This window comes from Comamonas sp. BIGb0152, assembly GCF_024809975.1.
Taxonomy (GTDB): domain Bacteria; phylum Pseudomonadota; class Gammaproteobacteria; order Burkholderiales; family Burkholderiaceae_C; genus Comamonas.
On the sequence record NZ_JANUDY010000001.1, the window covers coordinates 395,106 to 418,810 of the forward strand.

General features: G+C 64.0%; 19 protein-coding genes and 1 tRNA gene. 13 read left to right on the forward strand and 7 right to left on the reverse strand.

All coding sequences use genetic code 11. The annotated features are described in order from the left end of the window. Together M2375_RS01785 and M2375_RS01790 are read left to right on the forward strand one after the other, a co-directional pair. Positions 1-1,338 carry an MmgE/PrpD family protein gene (locus tag M2375_RS01785; RefSeq protein ID WP_259163550.1) on the forward strand — a complete coding sequence of 446 codons (1,338 nt, stop codon included), beginning with the start codon at positions 1-3 and terminating at the stop codon, positions 1,336-1,338. Then, positions 1,335-2,657 carry an LLM class flavin-dependent oxidoreductase gene (locus M2375_RS01790; RefSeq protein WP_259163551.1) on the forward strand — a complete coding sequence of 441 codons (1,323 nt, stop codon included), beginning with the start codon at positions 1,335-1,337 and terminating at the stop codon, positions 2,655-2,657. The genes M2375_RS01785 and M2375_RS01790 overlap by 4 nt, the downstream gene beginning before the upstream one ends. Before the next feature lie 107 nt (positions 2,658-2,764). On the opposite strand, the gene lolA is transcribed toward M2375_RS01790, so the two are convergent. Next, positions 2,765-3,397 carry an outer membrane lipoprotein chaperone LolA gene (lolA, locus tag M2375_RS01795; protein ID WP_259163552.1) on the reverse strand — a complete coding sequence of 211 codons (633 nt, stop codon included), beginning with the start codon at positions 3,395-3,397 and terminating at the stop codon, positions 2,765-2,767. Positions 3,398-3,546: 149 nt separating this feature from the next. Beyond that, a complete protein-coding gene (locus tag M2375_RS01800; protein WP_404979260.1) occupies positions 3,547-5,955 on the reverse strand; it encodes a DNA translocase FtsK in 2,409 nt (802 codons plus the stop codon). Between the two features lie 515 nt (positions 5,956-6,470). On the opposite strand from M2375_RS01800, the gene trxB reads away from it, so the two are divergent. The 3 genes from trxB to rpmG all read left to right on the forward strand — a co-directional run bounded on the left by trxB (position 6,471) and on the right by rpmG (position 8,105). After that, entirely contained in the window at positions 6,471-7,424 is a 954-nt protein-coding gene (gene trxB / locus M2375_RS01810; protein ID WP_259163554.1) for a thioredoxin-disulfide reductase, read from the forward strand. A gap of 265 nt (positions 7,425-7,689) precedes the next feature. Continuing rightward, complete coding sequence (gene rpmB, locus M2375_RS01815; protein WP_182325093.1) at positions 7,690-7,923, forward strand: 50S ribosomal protein L28; 234 nt, start codon at positions 7,690-7,692, stop codon at positions 7,921-7,923. Positions 7,924-7,934: 11 nt separating this feature from the next. Continuing rightward, positions 7,935-8,105: a 50S ribosomal protein L33 gene (rpmG, locus tag M2375_RS01820; RefSeq protein ID WP_133858674.1), complete on the forward strand. Its 171-nt coding sequence runs from the start codon at positions 7,935-7,937 to the stop codon at positions 8,103-8,105. Between the two features lie 173 nt (positions 8,106-8,278). Here the strand turns inward: rpmG and M2375_RS01825 are convergent, their stop codons facing one another. Next, on the reverse strand, positions 8,279-9,814 hold the full coding sequence (locus tag M2375_RS01825; protein ID WP_404979261.1) for a PLP-dependent aminotransferase family protein: 1,536 nt from the start codon (positions 9,812-9,814) through the stop codon (positions 8,279-8,281). A gap of 205 nt (positions 9,815-10,019) precedes the next feature. On the opposite strand from M2375_RS01825, the gene M2375_RS01830 reads away from it, so the two are divergent. Continuing rightward, entirely contained in the window at positions 10,020-10,424 is a 405-nt protein-coding gene (locus M2375_RS01830; RefSeq protein WP_259163556.1) for a hypothetical protein, read from the forward strand. 73 nt (positions 10,425-10,497) lie between these two features. Here M2375_RS01830 and M2375_RS01835 read toward each other — a convergent pair whose 3' ends face one another. Further along, positions 10,498-11,769, reverse strand: a complete 1,272-nt coding sequence (locus M2375_RS01835; RefSeq protein ID WP_259163557.1) for an RsmB/NOP family class I SAM-dependent RNA methyltransferase — start codon at positions 11,767-11,769, stop codon at positions 10,498-10,500. A 45-nt stretch (positions 11,770-11,814) separates the two neighbouring features. Beyond that, positions 11,815-13,776: a M48 family metallopeptidase gene (locus M2375_RS01840; RefSeq protein ID WP_259163558.1), complete on the reverse strand. Its 1,962-nt coding sequence runs from the start codon at positions 13,774-13,776 to the stop codon at positions 11,815-11,817. A gap of 124 nt (positions 13,777-13,900) precedes the next feature. Here M2375_RS01840 and M2375_RS01845 point away from each other — a divergent pair, with 124 nt between their 5' ends. Further along, positions 13,901-14,140 carry a DUF1653 domain-containing protein gene (locus M2375_RS01845; RefSeq protein ID WP_259163559.1) on the forward strand — a complete coding sequence of 80 codons (240 nt, stop codon included), beginning with the start codon at positions 13,901-13,903 and terminating at the stop codon, positions 14,138-14,140. Between the two features lie 37 nt (positions 14,141-14,177). Here the strand turns inward: M2375_RS01845 and purN are convergent, their stop codons facing one another. Next, positions 14,178-14,762, reverse strand: a complete 585-nt coding sequence (gene purN, locus M2375_RS01850) for a phosphoribosylglycinamide formyltransferase (RefSeq protein ID WP_259163560.1) — start codon at positions 14,760-14,762, stop codon at positions 14,178-14,180. A 120-nt stretch (positions 14,763-14,882) separates the two neighbouring features. On the opposite strand from purN, the gene M2375_RS01855 reads away from it, so the two are divergent. After that, the gene (locus tag M2375_RS01855; RefSeq protein WP_259163562.1) at positions 14,883-16,202 is read left to right on the forward strand and encodes a methyltransferase; all 1,320 of its coding nucleotides are present in this window, start codon (positions 14,883-14,885) and stop codon (positions 16,200-16,202) included. A gap of 99 nt (positions 16,203-16,301) precedes the next feature. Here M2375_RS01855 and M2375_RS01860 read toward each other — a convergent pair whose 3' ends face one another. Further along, positions 16,302-16,859, reverse strand: coding sequence for an HNH endonuclease (locus M2375_RS01860; protein ID WP_259163564.1), 558 nt, complete (start codon positions 16,857-16,859; stop codon positions 16,302-16,304). A 203-nt stretch (positions 16,860-17,062) separates the two neighbouring features. Between M2375_RS01860 and M2375_RS01865 the strand changes: the two genes are divergently transcribed. The 5 genes from M2375_RS01865 to M2375_RS01885 all read left to right on the forward strand — a co-directional run bounded on the left by M2375_RS01865 (position 17,063) and on the right by M2375_RS01885 (position 23,668). Beyond that, positions 17,063-18,103, forward strand: coding sequence for a bifunctional riboflavin kinase/FAD synthetase (locus M2375_RS01865; protein WP_259163565.1), 1,041 nt, complete (start codon positions 17,063-17,065; stop codon positions 18,101-18,103). A 149-nt stretch (positions 18,104-18,252) separates the two neighbouring features. Continuing rightward, positions 18,253-21,108: an isoleucine--tRNA ligase gene (gene ileS, locus M2375_RS01870; RefSeq protein WP_259163566.1), complete on the forward strand. Its 2,856-nt coding sequence runs from the start codon at positions 18,253-18,255 to the stop codon at positions 21,106-21,108. Continuing rightward, a complete protein-coding gene (gene lspA / locus M2375_RS01875) occupies positions 21,108-21,626 on the forward strand; it encodes a signal peptidase II (protein WP_259163567.1) in 519 nt (172 codons plus the stop codon). Before ileS ends, lspA begins: the two co-directional genes overlap by 1 nt. A 203-nt stretch (positions 21,627-21,829) precedes the next feature. Beyond that, positions 21,830-23,488, forward strand: coding sequence for a Na/Pi cotransporter family protein (locus M2375_RS01880; protein ID WP_259163568.1), 1,659 nt, complete (start codon positions 21,830-21,832; stop codon positions 23,486-23,488). A gap of 92 nt (positions 23,489-23,580) precedes the next feature. Continuing rightward, positions 23,581-23,668, forward strand: a tRNA-Ser gene (locus M2375_RS01885). Positions 23,669-23,705: the final 37 nt, after the last annotated feature.

Below are 23,705 nucleotides of genomic sequence, written 5' to 3' on the forward strand. Positions count from 1 at the left end.
ATGACCCTCAGCCAGGACTTTGCGCGGCGCATTGCCAATGCCCGCCCGCTGGAAGATGCCGCCGCCGTGCAGGCCGCACGCGAAGGCGTGCTGGATTTTCTGGCTGCGGCCTTTCCCGGCGCAGCCGACCCGGCCTGGCACAAGCTGCGTGGCGTACTGCCGCAAGCTGACGGCGCGGCCCGTGTGATCGGCCAAGCCACCACGGCCGATGCCGCGAGTGCCACCTTGCTCAACGGCTATGCCGGCCATGCTTTGGACTTTGACGATGTGCACTCCAGCGTGCGCGGCCACCCCGGCACCGTGCTGCTGCCGGCGCTGTTTGCGCTGGCCGATACCCTGCCCGCAGCCAGCGCCCTCGGCCTGCTGGATGCCTATATCGTCGGCGTCGAGGCCATGGCCCGCCTGGGCCTGGCCCTGGGCAGCAAGCACTACGAAACCGGCTTTCACAACACCGCCACGCTGGGGCCGCTGGGCGCAGCGGCTGCCTGCGCCCGCCTGCTGAAGCTGGACGCCACCGCAACCGAGAACGCACTGGGTCTGGCAGCCACCCAGGCCGGTGGCCTGCGTCTGCAGTTTGGCAGCGAAGCCAAGCCGCTGCACGCCGGTCTGGCCGCACGCGCTGGCCTGTTTGCGGCGCAGCTGGCCCGGGCCGGCCTGCAAGGCGCACCCGGCGTACTCGAAGCGCCCATCGGCTTTCTGGATGCCTATGGCTTTGGCGCCGCCGACGCACAGCGCGCGCTGGCCGACTGGGGCGCGCCCTGGCAGATCGTCACGCCTGGCCTGTACTTCAAGCCCTATGCCTGCTGCACGGCCACGCACTATGCGGCCGACGCCGCGCTGGCGCTGCGCGCCGAGCACCAGCTGCGCGCCGACGACATTGCCGCAGTGCGCGTGGTCTTCCCGCCCGCCGGTGATACGCCACTGACCGTGACCGACCCAGCCACGGGTCTGGAAGGCCGCTTCAGCGTCGAATATGTGCTGGCCGCTGCCTTTGTCGATGGCGCCCTGGGCCTGTCGCTGTTTGACGAACGCCCTGCCCGCGAAGACCTGCGTGCCTTTGGCCGCCGTGTCAGCCGCGCCCATGACGAGGATGCACCGCGTGCATCCACCGATCCCAAGACCCGCTTCTCCACCGTGCAAGTAACGCTGCACGATGGCCGCCAGTACACGCAGCACGTGCAAGGCCTCAGCCGAGCCAAGGACCTGGCCGCCAAGTTTGCCGACACCACGCAGCAGCAGCCAGAGGCACTACGCGCCGTGCCTGCACTGGTTGGCCGCATGCACAGCCGCGACGACCTGATTCAACTGACCGCTTTGTTCTCTTTGGTGCAAGCATGACCTCTACCTCCACTCCCCGCCAGATGCGCCTGGGCCTGTTCCTGCAAGGCGCCGGCCACCACGTGGCTGGCTGGCGCCACCCCGATGCCGAGTCTGGCAGCGAAAACCTGGGCCTGATCCAGCGCCTGGCCAAGACCGCTGAAGACGCCAAGTTCGACATGGTCTTCCTGGCTGATGGCCTGAGCGCCACACCCGACATGCACCCTTCGGCCGCACTGCGCTTCGAGCCGCTGACTCTGCTGTCGGCCCTGTCCATGACCACCAGCCACATCGGCCTGGCGGCCACGGCCTCGACAACCTACAGCGAGCCCTACCACATTGCCCGCTCGTTCGCCTCGCTGGATCTGCTCTCACAGGGCCGGGCCGCCTGGAACGTGGTCACCACCTCCTACGACCGCACGGCCGCCAACTTCAGCCGAGGCAACCACCCCAACCATGCCGAGCGCTATGCCATGGCCGGCGAGTTTGTCGACGTGGTCAAAGGCCTGTGGGACAGCTGGGATGACGACGCCATCGTGCGCAACAAGGACAGCGGTGTGTACTTCGACCCGGCCAAGCTGCACACGCTGGGCTACGAGGGCGCGCATTTCCGCATCAAAGGCCCGCTGAATGCACCGCGCCCGCCGCAGGGCCACCCCATCGTGATCCAGGCGGGCTCCTCCGAGCCCGGCCAGGCGCTGGCGGCCCGCACGGCCGATGTCGTCTTCACCGCCCAGCAGACGCTGGAAGAAGCCAGCGTTTTCTACCGTGGTCTGAAAAGCCAGCTGGGCCAGTGGAACCGGGACCCTTCTCAGGTGCACCTGATGCCCGGCGTGTTCCCCGTCATCGGCCGTACGGCGCAAGAGGCCAAGGACCGTTACGAGCAATTGCAGCAATGGGTGGACACCTCGGGGGCACTGTCCATGCTGTCCGAGCGTCTGGGCCACGATATCTCCGGCTACCCGCTGGACGGCCCACTGCCCGACCTGCCCGAGTCCGACCAGCTCAAGAGCCGCGCCAAGCTGCTGACCGACCTAGCCCGCCGCGATAAGCTGAGCCTGCGCCAGCTCTACCACCTGGTCGCCGGCTCTCGCGGGCACCGCATCGTGGTTGGCACGCCGGTGCAGATTGCCGACGCGCTGCAGGAGTGGTTTGAGGGCGAGGCCGCCGATGGCTTCAACATCATGCCGCCCTACTTCCCCGGCGGCTTAAATGACTTTGTGGCCCTGGTCCTGCCCGAGCTGCGCCGCCGAGGCCTGTTCCGCACCGAGTACAGCGGCCGTACCTTGCGCGACCACCTGGGCCTGAGCCGCCCGGCCAGCCGCTACGCTGCGCGCTAAGCCGTTGTCTCGTCCCTTGAGCTTGACGCGATCCCTGCCCTGCATTGCTCATAACAAAGCCCTGGCCGTTCATGACCGCCAGGGCTTTGTTGCAATGGTCTTATGCCTTACTGGCGAATCACTTCCGCACCGGACGGAATCGCAAACTCAAACGCTGAGCCGGGAAGCGATGGCAAGGCCTTGAAGCCGACAAAGCGCAGCACGGAGCGCTGGCCAAAGCCGTCCTCGATCTCCAAACTCTGCAGCTCGTCGCCCTTGAAGCCGACCTTGACCTGCTTGATCTGGCCGTCCTTGTTCTTGGGAATGGCCTGGGCCCATTGCTGGCCGTCGGCCTCGGGCAGGCTGCTCACATCAAACTCGGCTTTGAGCGCTTGCAGGCTCGATGCCGACGCCAGCAAGGCAGCCGGGGTCTGGCCCAGGGCCTTGCTCTGCTGGCGCTGGGTGACCTGGTTCAGGTCGGCGTCATAGACGGTGAGCACCGTGCCATCGGCCACGATGGTCTGGTCAAACGGCTTTTGGTAGATGAACTTGAACTTGCCCGGCCGCTGGAACGCAAAGCTGCCGCTGGAGGTCTTGACCCTGCCTGCCTGGCCTTGCTTGGCAGGTGACGTTACCGTCTGCGTGAACTGGGCTTCACCAGCCTGCGAGCTGGTCATGAACTTTTCCAGGCTTTGCAGGCCATCGGCCTGCGCCCAACCGGCCAGGCTGACCAGGGCAGCTGCAGCAATCCATTGTTTCATCGTGAATCCTTTCGTGCTTTGCGAACAAAGCCAATGCATGGGCCCATCTCAGGCCAACCAGGGGTTTGGAGTGCGGCATGGGGCCACAAGTGCCCGTCTCATGCCTCTGGGGTGCTGGCTTTGCGAATGTTTACCGGCCGCTGCGCTACTTACTCTTCACCGCCGGGCCGGTGGGCCACCAGCACTTCGCGCTGGCCGCTGCCGGTCAGGGCGCTCACCAGGCCGGCGCGCTCCATCTCTTCGAGCAGGTTGGCCGAGCGGTTGTAGCCGATGCGCAGCTTGCGCTGCACGTAGGAGATGCTGGCCTTGCGGTCCTTGAGGACGATCTCGACCGCCTGGTCGTACATCGGATCTTTCTCGCCACTGCCGCCGCCTTCCTCATCGCCAAAGCCGGAATCGCCCTCGCCCGTGCTGCCTTCGAGCACGCCGTCGATGTAATCGGGATCGCCTTGCTCCTTGAGGTAGCTCACCACGCGGTGCACTTCCTCGTCGGACACAAAGGCGCCATGCACCCGCACCGGGAAACCCGTGCCGCTGGCCATGTAGAGCATGTCGCCCATGCCCAGCAATGCCTCGGCACCCATCTGGTCCAAGATGGTGCGGCTGTCGATCTTGGAGCCCACGGAGAACGCGATCCGCGAGGGGATGTTGGCCTTGATCAGGCCGGTGATCACATCCACGCTGGGGCGCTGGGTGGCCAAAATCAGGTGGATACCGGCGGCACGCGCCTTTTGCGCCAGGCGGGCAATCAGCTCTTCAATCTTTTTGCCCACGACCATCATCAGGTCGGCCAGCTCGTCGATCACCACCACGATATGCGGCAGGCGCTGCAGGGGCTCGGGAGTCTCAGGCGTCAGGCTGAAGGGGTTGCCAATGCTTTCCTCGCGCGCCTTGGCCTCATCAATCTTGGTGTTGTAGCCCGCCAGGTTGCGCACGCCCAGCTTGCTCATCAGCTTGTAGCGGCGCTCCATCTCGGCCACGCACCAATTCAGGCCGTTGGCGGCCTGCTTCATGTCGGTCACCACCGGGCACAGCAGGTGCGGAATGCCTTCGTAGACCGACATTTCCAGCATCTTGGGGTCGATCATCATCAACCGCACATCCTTGGCCTCGGCCTTGTAGAGCACGGACAAAATCATCGCATTGATACCCACCGACTTGCCAGAGCCGGTGGTACCTGCGACCAGCACATGGGGCATCTTGGCCAGGTCAGCCACCACCGGCTTGCCGACGATGTCCTTGCCCAGGCCCATGGTCAGCAGGCTCTTGGCATCGTGGTACTCGTGCGAGCCCAGGATTTCGGTCAGGCGGATGGTTTGGCGCTTGGCATTGGGCAGCTCCAGCGCCATGAAGGTCTTGCCCGGGATGGTTTCCACCACACGGATGGACACCAGGGACAGCGAACGCGCCAGGTCCTTGGCCAGGTTGACGATCTGCGAGCCCTTGACCCCGGTGGCCGGCTCGATCTCGTAGCGGGTGATCACCGGGCCGGGCGCGGCCTCGACCACGCGCACCTCCACGCCAAAGTCCTTGAGCTTTTTCTCGATCAGGCGGCTGGTCATCTCCAGGGTTTCGTAGGAGACGCTCTCCTGCGACTTGGGCGCGGCATCGAGCAGATCGACTTGGGGCAGACGGGTGTCGCGCAGTTCATTGAACAGCGGCTTTTGGCGCTCCTTGACCACGCGGGCGCTGGGCTGCGCCTGGGGCTTGAGCGGCTGGGCGATATGCAGGCCCGAATCAGCCGCCGCGCTGCGCGGTGCGACCGGCAGCATGCTGTCCATGCCATCGCCGGTCGGCTCCATGCGTGCAGCCATAGGCACCGGCGCCGCGCTGCTGACCTCGGCCTCGCGCGCCTGTGCCGCCTTCTTGCCCACGGCCTTGTCGGCAGCAGCCTCGCGGCGCAGCATCAGCTTTTGCAATGTGCGCTCAATCCCGGCGCCCACCTTCTCGGCGATCTGGCCCCAGGAGAAACCCAGGATCCAGGACAGCCCCAGCAGCAGCAGCATGACGCCCACGATGCCCGAGCCGGTAAAACCCATCCAGCGCTCGGCCAGCGGGCCAAGCAAAAAGCCCAGCACGCCGCCAGCAGCGCCGGGCAGACTGGGCTCAAAACGGTAGAGGCGCGACCACTCCAGCGCAGCGCTGGCCAGCAGCAACACCACCAGCCCCCCCCAGAACACCACACGCCGCAGCCACAAGGGGCGCGGATCGTTGGGCGGGGCTTCCCCGGCGCGCAGCCAGCGCGCCAGCGACGAGAACCAGGCCAGCACCGCAGCCACCACCAGCCACCAGACGGAAAAACCCACCATGAAATAGCCGCCGTCCGAGACCATGGCGCCCAGGCGCCCCATCCAGTTGCTGACATGGCCGGCGATCTGCGAGCCCGAGGTGGACCAGGCCGGGTCCTTGGGCGAATAGCTCAGCATGGCGGCAACGCAAAACGCCATCAGGATAAAACTGACAATGAGCACCAGCTCGTGCCCAAAACGGCGAACCCCCATGACCAGCGATGTGCCGGCATGGGGCGGAGCCTTTGATTTCTTTGTTGAGTAAGCCATAACCTAGGAGCCAGAGCTTACCCTAAGCGGATTGCAAATTCGATAGCAAGCCAGGCCCCTGGGACAGCGTGATGCACCACGGCGACGCGGTGATTTACGCAAAGGGCAGGCCAGCCACCGGGCGACTGCAGCCCAGCGCGGCAGATTCTGGCCCCTATTTCCCCTTGAAATATTCAATAAAAACATGGCTTTCATGCATAAAAAGCGGCCCTGATAGGCCATGCGTCTTCACGCCCCCTGGGTAATACGCAACATTTTGTAATCTACCGACCGTCCTACAAGCCTAACGCTTGCGCAACCGTGCTGCAACGATTGTTGTCATTGGCTGGCCACTGCTGCACAGGCAGGGCACCGTGCATGCGATGGCTTGCAACAATCAAGGACATTGGCACAAGCCATCCACAGGGGGGCCGTAGTGTTTGATACTCTTTCATGTTTTGCTGAGCACGATGCGCCAGCGTGCGCACTGATTCGCAGCTGCCCCGCAGCTGCCCCCTGAATGCGATAGGAGTTCTATGTCTGCCATCCAACAACATGCCAAAGTTCTGATCCTGGGCTCGGGCCCTGCGGGCTATACCGCCGCCATCTATGCGGCGCGCGCCAACCTCGATCCCGTGCTCATCACCGGCATGGCCCAGGGCGGCCAGCTGACGACCACCACCGAAGTGGACAACTGGCCCGCCGACGTGATGGGCGTGCAAGGCCCGGCGCTGATGCAGCGCTTTTTGGAGCATGCCGAGCGCTTCAAGACCCAGATCATCTTTGACCACATCGACAAGGTTGATTTCAGCAAGCGCCCCTTCACCCTGAGCGGTGGCAGCGGCACCTACACCTGCGACAGCCTGATCATCGCCACCGGCGCATCGGCCAAGTACCTGGGCCTGCCCACCGAAGAGGCCTTCATGGGCCGCGGCGTGTCGGCTTGCGCTACCTGTGACGGCTTTTTCTACCGCGAGCAGCCCGTCTGCGTGATCGGCGGCGGCAACACCGCTGTCGAAGAGGCGCTGTACCTGTCCAATATCGCCAGCAAGGTCACCCTGGTGCACCGCCGCGACAAGTTCAAGGCCGAGCCCATCCTGGTCGACAAACTGATGGACAAGGTCAAGGAGGGCAAGATCGAGCTCAAGACCCACTTCACCCTCGATGAAGTGCTGGGCGACCAGTCGGGCGTCAACGGCATCCGCATCAAGAGCACGCAAGATGGCCACACCGAAGACATCGCCCTGCAAGGCTGCTTTATCGCCATTGGCCACCACCCCAATACCGACATCTTCCAAGGCCAGCTGGAGATGGAAAACGGCTACCTGGTGACCCAGATGGGCCGTGGCGGCTTTGCCACACAAACCAGCGTTCCCGGCATCTTTGCCGCTGGTGACGTGCAAGACCATGTCTACCGCCAAGCCATTACCAGCGCGGGCACGGGCTGCATGGCCGCGCTGGACGCCCAGCGCTTCCTGGAACAGGAATAAACCGGCAAGCGCAAGGAATAGCCTCTTTTTTGCTTTCGGGCTATAATCCTTGGCTTTGCTGCTTGCCGCCTTTTGCTATTTCGCAATCTCCGGCGCGTGAACAGGAAACTACGGCAGGTTGGCCAGCGGTCTTGCACCACTGGGCAGTCCCTGCAGTGAACATGGGCTACCGCCACCCTTTGATTGGCGAGGTGAGGCTGCAAGCCGCGCTGCTTTTAACGAGGCAGACAGGGCAAGCAGCTGTTAAAACTTTCGGAGTGTCCTGATGGCACGCGTTTGCGAAGTAACGGGCAAGAAGCCCATGTCGGGAAACAATGTTTCCCACGCCAACAACAAAACCAAGCGCCGGTTCCTGCCGAACCTGCAATATCGCCGTTTCTGGGTCGAGACTGAAAACCGCTGGGTTCGCCTGCGCGTTTCCAGCGCCGCTCTGCGTCTGATCGACAAGAACGGTATTGATTCTGTGCTCGCAGACCTGCGCGCACGTGGCCAAGCTTAAGGAGTATCACCATGGCATCCAAAGGCGGACGCGAAAAAATCAAGCTGGAATCGACAGCCGGCACCGGTCACTTCTACACGACCACCAAGAACAAGAAGACAATGCCTGAAAAGATGTTGATCTCCAAGTTCGATCCCAAGGCTCGCAAGCATGTGGATTACAAGGAAGTGAAGCTGAAGTAATCAGCCTGCACCAGCCCTGCAAAGGGTTTGGTACACACGCCCACCACAAAGGACACTTCGGTGTCCTTTGTGTTTTTCTGCGCCCTGTTTTTTCTACGCACTGCTTTTTCTGCGCCGTGCTTTTTCTGAACGGCCCGTTCAGCAACCAGCAGTCTCAGCCGGTCAGACAGGCATCAGGCCCTGGGCGGCAAGCCCAGCTGCGCATGCATCATGCGCCCTAGGCTGCGGTAGGCCTCTTCCACCGCGTCGGTAAACGGCATGCCGCAGCTCAGCCGCAAAAAGTGGTCGTAATGGCCGGTGTTGCTGAACATGTCACCAGGTGCCACGCGGATGCCCACAGCCAGGGCCTCGTCATAAAGGCGGCTGGCGGAGATCTGCTCAGGCAGCTCCAGCCAAATGCTCAGGCCCCCGGCAGGCAGGCTCAGCCGCGTGCCGATCGGGAAATAGCGCGCAACCGCCTGCGCCGCCGCCTGGCGCTGCACCCGCAGCTGCTGGCGCAGGCGCACCAGGTGCCGCATGTACGACGGCGAACCCACCGTGCGCGCGCCCAGCAACTGGGGCCAGACCGGCAGATTGCGTGAGCGCGCAAACTTGATCATCTGCACCCGCTCCTGCCAGCGCCCGGCATTCATCCAGCCCAGGCGCAGTCCCGGTGCATAGCTTTTGGACAGCGAGGAGCAATAGATCACCGAGCCATCGGTGTCCCAGGCCTTGCAGGGCTTGAGCACCTCGTCAGATTCGACAAACTCGCGGTAAATGTCGTCCTCGATCAAGGCCACCCGGTACTCGCGGCACAGCGCTACCAAGCGCCGCTTGTGGCTGTCGGGCATGGTAGCGCCCTGGGGCATCTGCAAATGGGGCACCACCACCACAGCCTTCAAGTTGGGGTGGGTGCGCAAGGCCAGCTCCAGCGCCTCGATCGACATGCCCGTGTGCGGGCTCGATGGGATCTCCAGCGCCTGCAGCTTCTTGGCTTCAATCGCCTGCAAGATGCCGTAGAAGGTCGGCGATTCAATCGCCACCATGTCGCCCGGCTGGGTCAAGGCATCGAGCGCCAGGTTCACCGCCTCCGAGTTGCCAAAGGTGGCCGCAATGTCCATGGGCGCCAGGCGCACACCAAAGCCCAGCGCATAGCGCGCCATCGAGGCCTGAAAATCCGGATGGGTAAACGGGGCCGAAGGGCCATGCACCAAAATCTGTGGCTGCTCGCGCAGCAGGGCCACGGCCAGCTGGTTGAGCAGCTTGGCATCAAACAGCTCGGGTGCCGGCATGGCACTGCCCAAATCGACCGTCAAAGGCCCTTTGAGCCGCGCCTTGTTCAGGTACTCGGCAGCACGCTCGCCAATGCCTTCAAAGCGGTGGTCCTGCATGGGGAAGGGGGCCAGTTGCAAAGGCTCGCGTGCCGCAGGCATTTGCAAAGCGGTGTCGCTGACGAAATAGCCCACACGGGGCCGCGCCTCGATCAAACCACGCGACTCCAGCACGCGCAGCACCTGCAGCGCCGTGCTGTGGCTGACATGGTGCTGGCGCCGGATATCGCGCACCGAGGGCATGCGCGCACCGACGCCCAAGCTCTGCTGCGCAATGGCCTGCTCAAAATGCGCCGCGATGCGCTCGTACAAAAACGCCTCATCAGCAAGGGGGCTGACCGCCGCCTCCGCAACAGCGTCTACAGGGGTATCGCACAGACTTTCTTCTACGATCGGCACAGCAGGCCTCCTGGGTCCAACAATCAGGGCTATGGTCTCAGGTTCAACCCTGACAGAACAGATACAGAAACCGCCATTTTGAACCAGAACAGCGGCTTTGCGCTTGCGCTGTTCTGCCCGGCCACCGCCCCGCCTGTGTCTGTTGCGTTGGGCCGCCTTTTTTTACGCTAGAGCCCTGTTCCGAACCGTTCAGCAAAGCGCAAAAATGATCTCCAGCACCACCGCCCACTTCGCCCCGGCCCTGCCCAGCACGGACCCCACCCCGGCCCAAACCACCGTCCAGGCCACCGCCCAGACCCGGCCTCCCGCGCAGGATGCCAGCCATGGCAGCAGCATGGCCTTGCGTGCAGGCCAGGGCCAATGGCTGTATCTGGAAGCGGGCAGCAGCCTGTACTGCAGCGCCGGGCAGTTGCAGATCAGCTCCCCCTGGCACAGCGCGCTGCGCCTGGTGGCAGAAGATGCACCGCACTGCAATGGCGCGCATGCAGGCTGGTACTGGCTGCAAGTACAAGGCCTGCAGCCTGCCCAATTGCTGGTGCAGGTGCAGGCCTATGCGGGATGGCGCGCCGGTTGGCGCGGTGTGGCCGACTGGCTCGGCTGGAAAGACTGAAGGCAGGGGCAGCCCGCCATGGCGCAAGGGCCTTGGCGGCTTGGTGGCGGAATGGCTTAACCGCCTGGGTGGCTTACTTGCGCTGCCACACCGCGGCAAAAAAGCCGTCGGTCTGGTGCAGGTGCGGCCACAGGCGCAGGTAGAGGCTGCCGCTTTCGCCGCCGCTGCACAGGCTGGCGGCTTGCTCCACCTTCAGGCCCTCTAGCAGCTCGCCGGCATCCAGCGGCACAAAGTCCGGGTGGGCAGCAGCAAAGGCCTCGGCAATCGCCTCGTTCTCTGCGGGCAGGATGCTGCAGGTGGCATAGACCAGGCGGCCGCCGGACTTCACCATCCGGGCGCTGCTGGCCAGAATGGCGGTTTGCTTGGCGCTCAGCTCTTCAATCGACTGGGGGTTTTGGCGCCATTTGAGGTCCGGGTTGCGGCGCAAGGTGCCCAGGCCCGAGCAAGGCGCATCGACCAGCACGCGGTCCATCTTGCCGGCCAGGCGCTTGACGCGTTCATCGCGCTCATGGGCGATGGCGGCGGGGTGCACGTTCGACAGTCCCGAGCGGGCCAGGCGCGGCTTGAGGGCCTCCAGGCGGTGGGCCGACACATCAAAGGCATACAGGCGACCGGTGCTGCGCATGGTCGCGCCAATGGCCAAGGTCTTGCCACCCGCGCCTGCGCAGAAGTCGGTCACCATCTCGCCGCGCTTGGCGTCCAGCAGCAGGGCCAGCAGCTGCGAGCCCTCGTCCTGCACTTCCACACGGCCTTTGACAAAGGCCTCCAGGCGCGACAGCGCAGGCTTGTCGGCCACGCGCAGACCCCAGGGCGAATACGGGGTGACTTCGGCTTTGATACCGGCGACCTTCAGCTCTTTTTGCAGCTCGGCACGCTTGGTCAGCAAGGCATTGGCACGCAGATCCAGCGGTGCCATCTCCAGCATGCTGGCGGCGAGTTGTTCAAATTGCTCGCCCACCTGGGCCTGCAGTGGCTCGACCAACCAGTCGGGCAGGTTGTGGCGGTGCTGGGGCATGAGGCTGTCGGGCGCAACGGCGTCGCAGTCGTCAAGCCATTTGACTTCCTGGTCGCTGAGCGCGCTTTTGACAAAGCTGCGCGGGCCGGCAAAGCCCAAAATGGCCAGGCGGCGCTCGCGTGCGCCGCTGCCAGAGCGGGCCAGCGATTCAAACAGCGTTTTCTTGCGCAGCACGGTGTAGACCGTCTCGGCCAGGGTGCCACGCTCGCGCGGCCCCAGGTTGCGGTGATCACGGAAATAACGCGACACCACGGCGTCCGCCGGGTGTTCAAAGGTAAGGGCCTGCGCAACCAACTCGGCGCAGGCATCTAAAAGGGCTTTGGGGTGCATAGCCGCTATTGTCCCATTGCGCCAGTATCCGGGCACCAGGCCCGGCTAACTGGAAAGCGGTGCGCCAGCACTGCGCGCAGCCGCCGGCTGCACACTGCGGTCATACAGCAGCGCCCAGGGCATGGCCGCCAACTGCCGCAGGCCCGAGGGGCCCAGCTCCTCCACATGGGTCATCCACAGCGGCATCAGCTTGCACAGCAGCAGCTCACGCTCCAGGTAGCCGCGCCACTGCAGCTCCAGCCGCTTGTTGTCCTGGTAGTGCACACCGGGCCGGTCCAGTACCAGCACCAGCGCATAGGCGCCCGGCAGCGCACGCAGCGGCCGGGCCATCAGCCAGGCACGGCGCAGCCGGGGGCAATGCTGCAGATGCAGCTGGAGCGCGGCCAGCTCCGAGGCCCACAGCGGGTGCGCCAGCGCCGTACAGGCACGCGCGCCCAGCAAGCTGCCCTGCTCCAGCTGCTCTTGGCGCAGCGCCTGCAGCTGCGCCCGGGCCTGCGCCTCGCGCGCGCGCCAGTCCTCACGCAACTGGCGCACCGATGCCTCGTGCACGTCCTCGTCTTCCAGCACATCCAGCACGCCAGAGGCCAGGCGGCACCAGGCAGCACCCATGGCCGGCAATTGCACAAAGGCCTGTGCCAGGTACTGCAGCTGCGCCTCGCCATCCATGGCCATGTGCAAGCTGGCGCAGGCCGCCAACGCACGCGCATTACCGGGCTCCAGCTCCAGCGCACGCTGGTAAATGGGCAAGGGGGCATCCTGGTGCTGCCAGGCCGTGCTTTGCAGCTGCCAGCCCAGCTCCACCAGTTGGTCGGCATCCAGATACGGCTCACGGGGCATCAAGGCGGCCACACGTGCCGCTGAGGCGCTCAGAATCTGGCGGTAGGCCACCCAGTCATGGCCGTGGCGCAGGCACCAGCGCTGGTCGAGCAGCTCGATCCAGCGCTCCGAGCGCTTGCCCAGCCAGGCCAGGCAGTTGCTGCTGGACATGGGGGTCAGCCCAGGGGGCACATCCAGCCCTTTGAGGCGCTCGCGCAAGCCCGGAGGCGTGTCCTGGTAGCTGGCGGGCGCATAGTATTCCTGCTTCCAGCCCTGGTAGACCCAGTTGACGTCCATGCTGTGGTTCATCACCCCGGCCATCAGGCTGAAGGGCCCCATGGGCGAGGCCAGCTCGCGGGCGCGCAGCCAGTGCATGGTCCAGAACTGCTCGCGAAACCAGCGCCCGCGCACCGCCACTTCGGACAGCGCCTCGCCCATCAGCGGCTTGCTGACCCAGCGGGCCGCCATGCGGTCGGCAACGGCTTCGTCCTGGCGCGCCACCACAAAGCTGGCCGCCCACCAGCGTGGCAAATACCAGCGCATAAAGCGCTCGTTGGCCCAGCCCAGGCGGGTCATCTGGCGCGCATCGGCCAGCCGGTCATGCAGGCCCTGCAGGCGCCGGCGGGCACGGAACACTGCCGCCTGCAGCCAGCCCTGGCGGCGGCGCAGATGGCTGTATTCCTGGGCGATCATGGCCACCAGGCGCGGCCGGTCAATCGCCATGGCCAGCGGCAGGCCCAGCAGCAGGTGGTGGCGCGCGGGCAGCAAGCCGCCCAGGCGCATCTGCTGGGCAATGCGCAGGCCGTAGTCTTCGGTGATCACCAGCTGCGCGATACGGGGGCCGCCGACCTTCTGCCGCACGCGCTCCAGCGCCTCAAACAGGCGGGGGCATTCGGTAGGAGGCACGGCGATGCCGTCGGGCGCGACCCAGTCCGAGCGCGTGAGGCGCAGCACGCTGAGCAGCAGCGCCAGACCGGCAAAAAATCCAAAAATCTGCAGCCCGTGAAAGCCCAGGTAGACATAGGACAACACGGACCATGCCAGCAGCACCAGCCCCAGCAGCAGACCGCCCCAGATCCACAGGCCGGCCAGCAAGGCCATGCCAAAAACATGGCGGCCAAATGCGGCCGGCTCTTTTGCAGCAGTCTGCGCATAGGCATCGACCCGCTGCACAAAATCGATGTGCTCCACCCCGCCCTCCCAATAAGTGCTTGCCCAGCAGTACTTGCGTGCCCGCACGGCCGGCACGGGCCACAGGGGCGCGTGCCGCGTCTGCTAGTCTTGGTTATTTTTTCAGATTATGGAACAGCACCCGATGCCAGCACCAGACATTTCCCCCGGCCTGTACCGCCACTATAAGGGCCAGCTCTACCAGGTCTGGCAGCTGGCGCGGCATAGCGAAACCCGCGAATGGCTGGTGGTCTACCAAGCGCTGTATGGCGATTACGGCTGGTGGGTGCGGCCGGCGGCCATGTTTGGCGAAGAGGTCGACGTGGCTGGCCAGCGCCAGCCGCGCTTTGCGGCTTATACGCCACAGGCTGGGCTGCCGAGCTAGGCTGCCTTGCGTCTAAAGCCGTGGCCAGCGGCAGGGATCAGCGTGAGGCCTGCAGCAGTGCGCGCACGGCTTTGGGGTAAATGTGGTGCTCCTGCACCAGCACGCGCGCAGCCAGCAGCTCGGCCGTGTCACCGGCCAGCACCGGCACCAGGCCCTGCTCCAAAATGGGGCCGGCATCCAGATCAGCCGTCACCTGGTGCACCGAGCAGCCGGCAAACTTGCAACCCGCATCAATGGCCCGCTGGTGGGTATGCAGCCCGGCAAAGGCCGGCAGCAGCGAGGGGTGGATATTGATGAGCCGGCCGCTGTAGTGCGCCACAAAGCCGGGGGTGAGGATGCGCATGAAACCGGCCAGCACCACCAAGTGGGGCGCATGGGCATCAATGCACTGCATCAGCGCGGCATCAAAGCTCTCGCGGCTGTCATAGGCCTTGTGGTCCACCACCGCCGTGGCAATGCCCTGCGCCTGGGCAAACTGCAGACCACCCGCCTGGGCCTTGTTGCTGACCACCGCCGTCACCCTCGCTCCCAAGGTCTCCTGCCAGCGCTCTTGCTGCGCGGTACGCACGATGGCCGCCATATTGGAGCCGCTGCCGGAGATCAGGATCACGATGTTTTTCATGGAGGCGGCATTATCGCAGGCTGCGGAACGTCCCGAAACACACCACACCCTCAAATGGCGGATAATCAAAGGCTTTACTGAATTCACAGCCACGTTTACGGGCTCGCCCGCAGTTACTCCATGAGCGCAAAAGCACCTGTCGATCCGATTCGCAAATTCCTCGAAACCGCCCGCCACCAGATCTCTGTGGGCAACCTCACGGGTGCCGCCCAAACCCTGAACGACGCACGGCAGCGCGCGCCACGTGATCCGCGTCTGTTTGTATTGGCCAGTCTGATGGCCGAGAAATCGGGCAACCTCCAAGGTGCCTTTGATGCCATGAAGCGCAGTGAAACGCTGGCACCAGACTGGGCCCCCGGCCTGCTGGAGCAAGCACTGCTGTATGCACGCCACAACCGCGAGCACGAAGCCGCCTCCGCCGCAGAAAAAGTCATCGCGCTGGAGCCTAACAACGCTCAGGTGATTGCCGGCGTGATCGATATCGCCCACCGCATCGGCAACACTGAAATGGCCATCCGCCACCTGCAACGCGTGCTGGAGCTGACCCCGGAAGACCGCGTGCTGCGCCGCTATTTGGCAGTCGATTTGGGCACCGTGCGCCAGTACGACGAGGCACTGGCCGTGTTTGGCCCGCTGATCGACGAACAGCCGGACGACCACTTGGCACGCATCGGCCGCGTACAAATGCTGCAAGCCCGTGGCACCATGCAAGAGGCCCTGCCCGATACCACGGCACTGCTGGCGCTGCAGCCCGAAGACAAGATCTACCAGTACTACCACCAGCTGGCCCAGGGCCAGGTGCCAGCGCATGTGCCGGTCGAGCTGACCACCCACATGTTCGATGGTATGGCCTCGGTCTATGACATGCACATGGTGCGCCATCTGGCCTATAGCCTGCCCAAGCAGGTGGCAGACCAGCTGCTGCAGATCTACCCGGAACGCCGCTTCAACCTGCTGGATCTGGGCTGCGGCACAGGCCTGCTGGGCGCCGCGCTGGGCCCCATTGATGGCTATATCCTGGGTGTCGACATGTCGGCCAAGATGCTGGAAGAGGCGGCCAAGCACAAGGTGTACTACAAGTTCCACCAGGTGAACCTGCTCGAAGCGCTGGCTGCCACGCCTGCCAACACCTTCGATGCCATTACCGCGCTGGATGTGCTGATCTATGTGGGCGACCTGCAGCAGACCCTGGCCGATGCCTACCGCGTGCTGGCACCCGGCGGCGTGCTGATCTTCTCTTGCGAGCACGGTGATGTCACCGGCCCAGACCACCAATTGCAGCCTTTTGGCCGCTACACCCACACCTTGAGCAGCACCGTGCGCCTGGCCAAGGCGGCCGGCTTTGACCGGGTGGACACCCGTGATGTGGAGCTGCGCATGGAAGCCGGCCAGGCCGTCGACGGCTTTGTTGTGACGGCCTACAAGCCCAAGCAAGACTGATCGCAGGCGCCCTGCGCAAGGGCGCCGCTCAAACCCAAAGGCCTTGTCATGCGACAAGGCCTTTTTGCTGGTGCCTTAGCAAAGACGGCGCTCAAACCCTCAAGCAGTCAAGCGCGAGCTTTTGGGTACGTGGGCCATCAAAAACTCCATCTGGTCGGTCAGAATGCGGCGGTTGCGCAGAATGAAGTCTTCCCACAGGCTAGGGGTGTAAGGCGCATAGAGCAGTGGCATATGCGCCTGCTCGGGCGTGCGGCCTGCCTTGTGGTGATTGCAGGAGGCGCAGGCCGTCACCACGTTCATCCAGGTATCGGGCCCCTTCTGGGAAACGGGAATCACATGCTCGCGGGTCAGCAGTTCTTCTTCCAGGCATTCGCCGCAGTAGGCGCAGATATGGCGGTCTCGGCGGAACAGTTTGCTGTTGGTGAGGGTCATGCGCATCGCAAAGGGGTCGATGCCGGGCTTGCCACGCGTGCCGATGATGCTGGCCACGTCGATGCGCGACTGCAAACCGGTGACGGCGTTGTGGCCGCCACGAAAACAGGCCACACTCGAGCCCGCCTCCCAGCGCACATCGCCTGCTGCGTAGTGCGTCACCGCTTCCTGCAAAGTAATCCAGGATTGCGGAACGCCGCTTGCCGATAACTTCAACACCTTCACAATGGGCCTCCTGCGCATTGGGAATTGAACCGAAATACCGTCGACCAGAACCGCCCCTGGTCTTGAAAAAACACCGCAGTTAGCGCGCGCGTTGCACGCAGGGCTGGGCGCCAAGTCATAATGGCCAATATACACTTTTATTGTGAAATTGCACACCAGCGCTGGGCTCGAAAGCGCAAGCCGCTACAAAAAACAAAGCAAAGATGAAAATCTTCAGAGGACTTGACCACCCCGAGGTCACGCGGCATTGCGCGCTTACCATCGGCAATTTTGATGGGGTGCACCGGGGCCACCAGGCCATGCTGGCCTTGCTGCGCAGCGAGGCACAGCGCCGAGGCCTCGCCAGCTGCGCGCTCACCTTCGAGCCCCACCCACGCGACTACTTTGCCCAGGTCCTGAACAAGCCAGATCTTGCGCCTGCCCGCATCTCCACCTTGCGCGACAAGCTCGACCAGCTGGCCCAGTGCGGCATCGACCAGACCATTGTGCTGCCCTTTAACGCGCGCCTGGCGGCGCAGCCGCCGCAGGCCTTTATCGATGATGTGCTGCTCAAAGGGCTGGGCACCGGCTACCTGCTGGTGGGTGATGATTTCCGCTTTGGCCACCAGCGGGCTGGCGACTACGCGATGCTGGTCAATGCTGGCCGCCAACTGGGCTTTGATGTGGCGCGCATGAACAGCTACGAATCCGATGGCCTGCGCGTCTCCAGCACGGCGGTGCGCCAGGCGCTGGGCCAGGGCGATATGCCGGCCGCCGCCAAACTGCTGGGCTACCCCTATGCGATATCCGGCCATGTGGTGCATGGCCGCAAGCTCGGGCGCCAGCTGGCTGAAAGCCGCGAGGGCGCGGGCGACGGCTTTCGCACCCTGAACCTGCGCTTTGACCACTGGAAACCCGCTGCCAGTGGCATTTTTGTCGTGCAGGTACATGGCCTGTCAGCCCAGCCCCTGCCCGGCGTCGCCAATCTGGGCGTGCGCCCCTCGCTAGACCCCAACGATGTCAACGGCGGCCGCGTGCTGCTGGAAACCCACTGCCTGCAATGGCCCGCTGAACTGGGTGGAGACGGGGCATACGGTAAACTCATCCGGGTGGAACTTCTACACAAACTGCACGACGAGCTCAAATACGACAGTCTGGATGCCCTGACCACAGGGATCGCCAAGGACTGCGCGGATGCCCGTGCCTACTTCCATACGGCCAGCCACGCCGAAACCCGTCGCCAAACCACGCGCGACCGAATTTGACGCTGACTTGACTGCGCCGTGCTGCGCAGAAGTCTGCGCTCACCTGCACCCCGTGCACGTCAGACAACACTTCTGCGCTATACATTTTTAGACTGACCGGCATGATCACAGCGCCCGGATCAGGACCATGTTTTGCTTTGAAGGTATTTATGTCCGACAAATCGTCCCCCGCAGAAAAGGCCTCTGCGTACCGCGCCACCTTGAACATGCCCGACACCCCGTTTCCGATGCGGGGCGATCTGCCCAAGCGCGAGCCGGCCTGGGTGCAGGAGTGGGAAGACAAGGGCATCTACAAGCGCTTGCGCGATGCCCGCAGCGGCGCGCCCAAGTTCGTCCTGCATGACGGCCCGCCCTACGCCAACGGCAAGATCCACATCGGCCACGCCGTCAACAAGATCCTGAAGGACATGATCGTCAAGAGCCGCCAATTGGAAGGCTATGACGCGCTGTACGCGCCGGGCTGGGACTGCCACGGCCTGCCGATCGAGAACGCCATCGAAAAACTGCATGGCCGCAACCTGCCGCGCGATGAGATGCAGGCCAAGAGCCGCGCCTTCGCTACCGAGCAGATCGGCCAGCAGATGGCGGACTTCAAGCGCCTGGGCGTGCTGGGCGACTGGGACCATCCCTACAAGACCATGAACTATGCCAATGAGGCGGGCGAGTTGCGCGCACTCAAGAAGGTCATGGAGCGCGGCTTTATCTACCGGGGCTTGAAGCCCGTCTACTGGTGCTTTGACTGCGCCTCGTCGCTGGCCGAGTTCGAAATCGAATACGCCGACAAGCAAAGCCAGACCCTGGATGTGATGTTCCCGGCCGCTGACTCTGCCAAGCTGGCTGCCGCCTTTGGCCTGGCCAAGCTGGACCAAGAGGCCTTTATCGTCATCTGGACGACCACCGCCTGGACCATCCCCGCCAACCAGGCCTTGAACGTCAACCCCGAGCTGGAATACAGCCTGGTGCAGACCGAGCGTGGCCTGCTGATCCTCGCCAGCGCACTGGTGGACAAGTGCCTGGAGCGCTGGGGCATCGAAGGCCAGGTCATCGCGTCGGCCCCCGGCAAGGCGCTGGACCACATGCCCTTCAAACACCCCTTGGCCCATGTGGACAAGGGCTATGACCGCATCTCGCCCGTCTACCTGGCCGACTACGCCACGGCCGACGACGGCACCGGTATCGTGCACTCGGCGCCCGCCTACGGTCTGGATGACTTCAACTCCTGCGTCAGCAATGGCATGGACTACAAGGACATCCTCAACCCGGTGCAGGGCAATGGGGTCTACGACCCAGAGCTGCCGCTGTTTGGCGGCCAGCACATCTGGAAGGCCGTGCCCGTCATCCTGGACGCGCTCAAAGTGGCCGGCCGCCTGATGGACACCAAGACCATCACCCACAGCTACCCGCATTGCTGGCGCCACAAGACGCCGGTGATCTACCGCGCCGCCGCCCAGTGGTTCATCCGCATGGATGAAGGCGAAGGTGTGTTCACAGACCCGGCCCAAAAGCCTGCGCAGACGCTGCGCCAGATCGCGTTGGACGCCATCGAGCACACCAGCTTCTACCCGGAAAACGGCCAGGACCGCCTGCGCGCGATGATCGCCGGGCGCCCGGACTGGTGCATCTCGCGCCAGCGCAGCTGGGGTGTGCCTATCCCCTTCTTCCTGCATGTGGACACGGGTGCGCTGCACCCACGCACCATGGAGATCCTCGACCAGGCCGTGGGCATCGTCGCAGAAGGCGGCATCGAGGCCTGGAGCCGTGTGAGCGGCGAAGAGATCCTGGGCGCCGAAGAAGCCAAGCTCTACACCAAGAGCACCGACATCCTGGAAGTCTGGTTCGACTCGGGCTCCACCTTCTGGCATGTGCTGCGCGGCACCCACCCCGAGCACCACCACGACAGCGGCCCCGAAGCCGACCTGTACCTGGAAGGCCATGACCAGCACCGCGGCTGGTTCCACAGCTCCTTGCTGCTGGCCTCGGCCATCTTTGGCCGCGCGCCTTACAAGGGCCTGCTCACCCACGGCTTCACCGTTGATGGCCAGGGCAAGAAAATGTCCAAATCGGTGGGCAACACCGTGGCGCCGCAGGATGTGAGCGGCAAGATGGGCGCCGAGATCATCCGCCTGTGGGTGGCCTCGACCGACTACTCGGGCGACCTGGGTATCGACGACAAGATCCTCGCCCGCGTGGTCGATGCCTACCGCCGCATCCGCAATACCTTGCGCTTTCTGATGGCCAACATCAGCGACTTTGACGCCGCCAAGGATGCGGTCGCCTACGAGGACATGCTCGAGATCGACCGCTGGGCCCTGGCCCGCTCGGCGCAGTTCCAGGCCGAGCTGCTGGCGCACTACAAGGTCTACGAGTTCCACCCCGTGGTCGCCAAGCTGCAGCTGTTCTGCTCCGAGGACCTGGGCGGCTTCTACCTGGACGTCCTCAAGGACCGCCTCTACACCAGCGCCGAAGGCAGCCTCGCTCGCCGTTCGGCCCAGACCGCGCTGCACCAGATCACCCAGGCGATGCTGCGCTGGATGGCGCCCTTCCTGTCTTTCACCGCTGAAGAGGCCTGGAAGATCGTCGGCAACAGCGAGACCATCTTCCTGGAGACCTTCTGCGACCTGCCCGCTGGCGACGAAGCCCTGCTGGCCAAGTGGGCCCGGCTGCGCGAGATCCGCGATGTGGTCAACAAGGACATCGAGACCCTGCGTGCCGATGGCAAGGTAGGTGCATCGCTGCAGGCCGAGGTGGCCATCAGCGCCCAGCCCGAAGACTTGGCGCTGCTGCAGACCCTGGCCGACGACCTCAAGTTCGTGCTGATCACCTCGGCCGCCACGGTGGCCGCCGGTGATGCGCTGAGCGTGGCCGTCACCCCTTCGGAAAAGGCCAAGTGCGAGCGCTGCTGGCACTACCGCGACGATGTGGGCCAGAACCCGGCCCACCCCACCTTGTGCGGCCGCTGCGACAGCAACCTCTATGGCGCGGGTGAAACCCGCCAGATGGCCTGATGAACGCCGCCACCACCTCTGCCCCAGGCAGCGCCAGCAAGCGCAGATTTGTGCTCTGGCTGGTGCTCGCTGCGGTCATCTTTTGGCTGGACCAGTGGAGCAAGGAATGGATCCTGGCCCACTACCAGCTCGGCGAGTACACCACCATCACCGGCTTTTTCAACATTGTCCGGGCGCACAACCCTGGCGCGGCTTTCTCGTTTCTGGCCAGCGCCGGCGGCTGGCAGCGCTGGCTGTTCACCGGCATTGGGGTGGTAGTTACCGCCGTCATCACCTGGCAGCTCTACCGCCACAGCCATAAATCGCTGTTTTGCCTGGCGCTCACTTGCATCATGGGCGGCGCCATCGGCAATGTGGTGGACCGCATGCGCCACGGCTATGTGGTGGACATGCTTGACTTCCACTGGATGGGCAGCCATTTCCCGGCCTTCAACCTGGCGGATTCGGCCATTTGCCTGGGCGCCTTCCTGTTGATTCTGGATGAGCTGCTGCGCATGCGCCGGGGCGAAAAAGGCTGATCAGGCTGTCCAGCGCCGGTATAGGCATGCTTGAAACACCGCCCTCGCCTTGCGACGGCGGTGTTTTTTATCGATGGTTCACCATCCGTCAAAACAGGCAGCGTCAGGCGCAAACCGCCGTCCAGCCTGCATAAAAAGAGACACAATGGCATTCGCCCTACAGCGCGAGACGCGTATCAGGGGTATAGTGTCCGGTTCGCCTTATGAAACACTTGCTCAATCTTCTTGCCGCCATTGCGCTGCTGGTTTGGGGCTCTCATATGGTGCGCACAGGGGTGCTGCGCGTCTTTGGCGCCAACCTCCGCAACCTGTTGGCGCGCAGTATGAGCAACCGTTTTACCGCGATGCTCTCGGGCATCGGGGTGACGGCCCTCGTCCAGTCCAGCAGTGCCACCTCCCTGATGACCGCGTCCTTCGTCGGCCAGGGCCTGATACCGCTCACCGCCGCCTTGTCCGTCATGCGCGGGGCCGACGTGGGCACCGCCTTGATGGCGGTGCTGTTCTCTACCGACCTGTCCTGGCTCTCGCCGCTGCTGATTTTCTCGGGCGTCGTGCTATTCATCTCCAAGCAGGATTCCACCCCCGGCCGCGTTGGCCGCGTCTTCATCGGCCTGGGCCTGATGCTGCTGGCGCTGCGCCTGATTGTCGAGGCCACCGAGCCGCTGCTCGCCTCCGAGGCCGTGCGTACCTTGCTGGTCAGCGTCAAGAGTGATTTCTTCATGGAACTGCTGCTAGGCGCGATCCTGGCCGTCATTGCTTATTCCAGCCTGGCCATCGTGCTGCTGATCGCTGCCATGGCGGCGTCGGGCGCCATCACCGGCGACATGGCCCTGGGCCTGGTGCTGGGCGCCAACCTGGGCAGCGGCGTGCTGGCCGTGCTGCAAACCTCCAAGTCCAGCATCGAAGTGCGCCAGGTCACCATCGGCAACCTGATCTTCAAGATCATGGGCGTGGCCATCGTCGCCCCATTCGTGGGCCTGTGGATGACCTATGCCACGCCCTACATCAACGATGCAGGGCGCTCGGCAGTGCTGTTCCACCTGGCCTTCAACATCCTCAACACCCTGGGCTTTATCTGGTTCACCGGCGTGATCGGTGACTGGATGCGCAAGCTCCTGCCCAAGCAAGAGGCCTCGGCCGGCCCCCAGCGCCCACGCCACCTCGATGCCTCGGCCCTGTCCACCCCCTCGCTGGCCATCTCCTGCGCGGCGCGCGAAGCGCTGCACCAGGCCGATGTGGTCGAATCCATGCTGATTGGCCTGCACAACGTGGTGCAGACCGACAACCAGCAGCTGTCGCAAGACCTGCGCAAGCTCGACGACACGGTCGATGAGCTGTACTCGGCCATCAAGTACTACATGACCAAGATCTCGCGCGCCGAACTCGACGAGCGCGAGAGCCAGCGCTGGACCGAAGTGATCAACTTCACCATCAACATGGAGCAGATCGGCGACATCATCGAGCGCGTGCTCATGGATGTGGAAAACAAGAAGATCAAAAAGCGCCGCCAGTTCAGCAAACAGGGCATGGAAGAGATCAACGAGCTGCATGCCCACCTGTTGGACAACCTGCGCCTGGCGATGAGCGTGTTCCTGTCGGGCAATGTGCGCGATGCGCAAAAGCTGCTGGAAGAAAAAGCCCGCTTCCGCGACCTGGAGCTGGCCTATTCCGCCTCGCACCTGGAGCGCCTGTCGCACAACACCGTCCCCAGCATAGAGACCAGCTCGCTGCACATCGACCTGATCAGCGACCTCAAGCGCATCAACTCGCTGTTGTGCTCCGTCGCCTACCCCATCCTGGAAGCGGCCGGCGCCCTGGCCCACAGCCGCCTCAAGGACGACCCGGAGCCTGCCCGCCACTGAGGCAGCGGGCTGCGGGGCCGCCCAAAGCTGGCCCGGATTTCGCATACAATGCCCCACTGCTGCCTGGCGACCACTCCGCCTAGCAGCCCTTAGGAAGCTTGGCAGAGTGGTCGATTGCACCGGTCTTGAAAACCGGCAACCCGAAAGGGTTCCAGGGTTCGAATCCCTGAGCTTCCGCCAGAATCACAAAAGGTCCCATTTTTTGGGACCTTTTTGC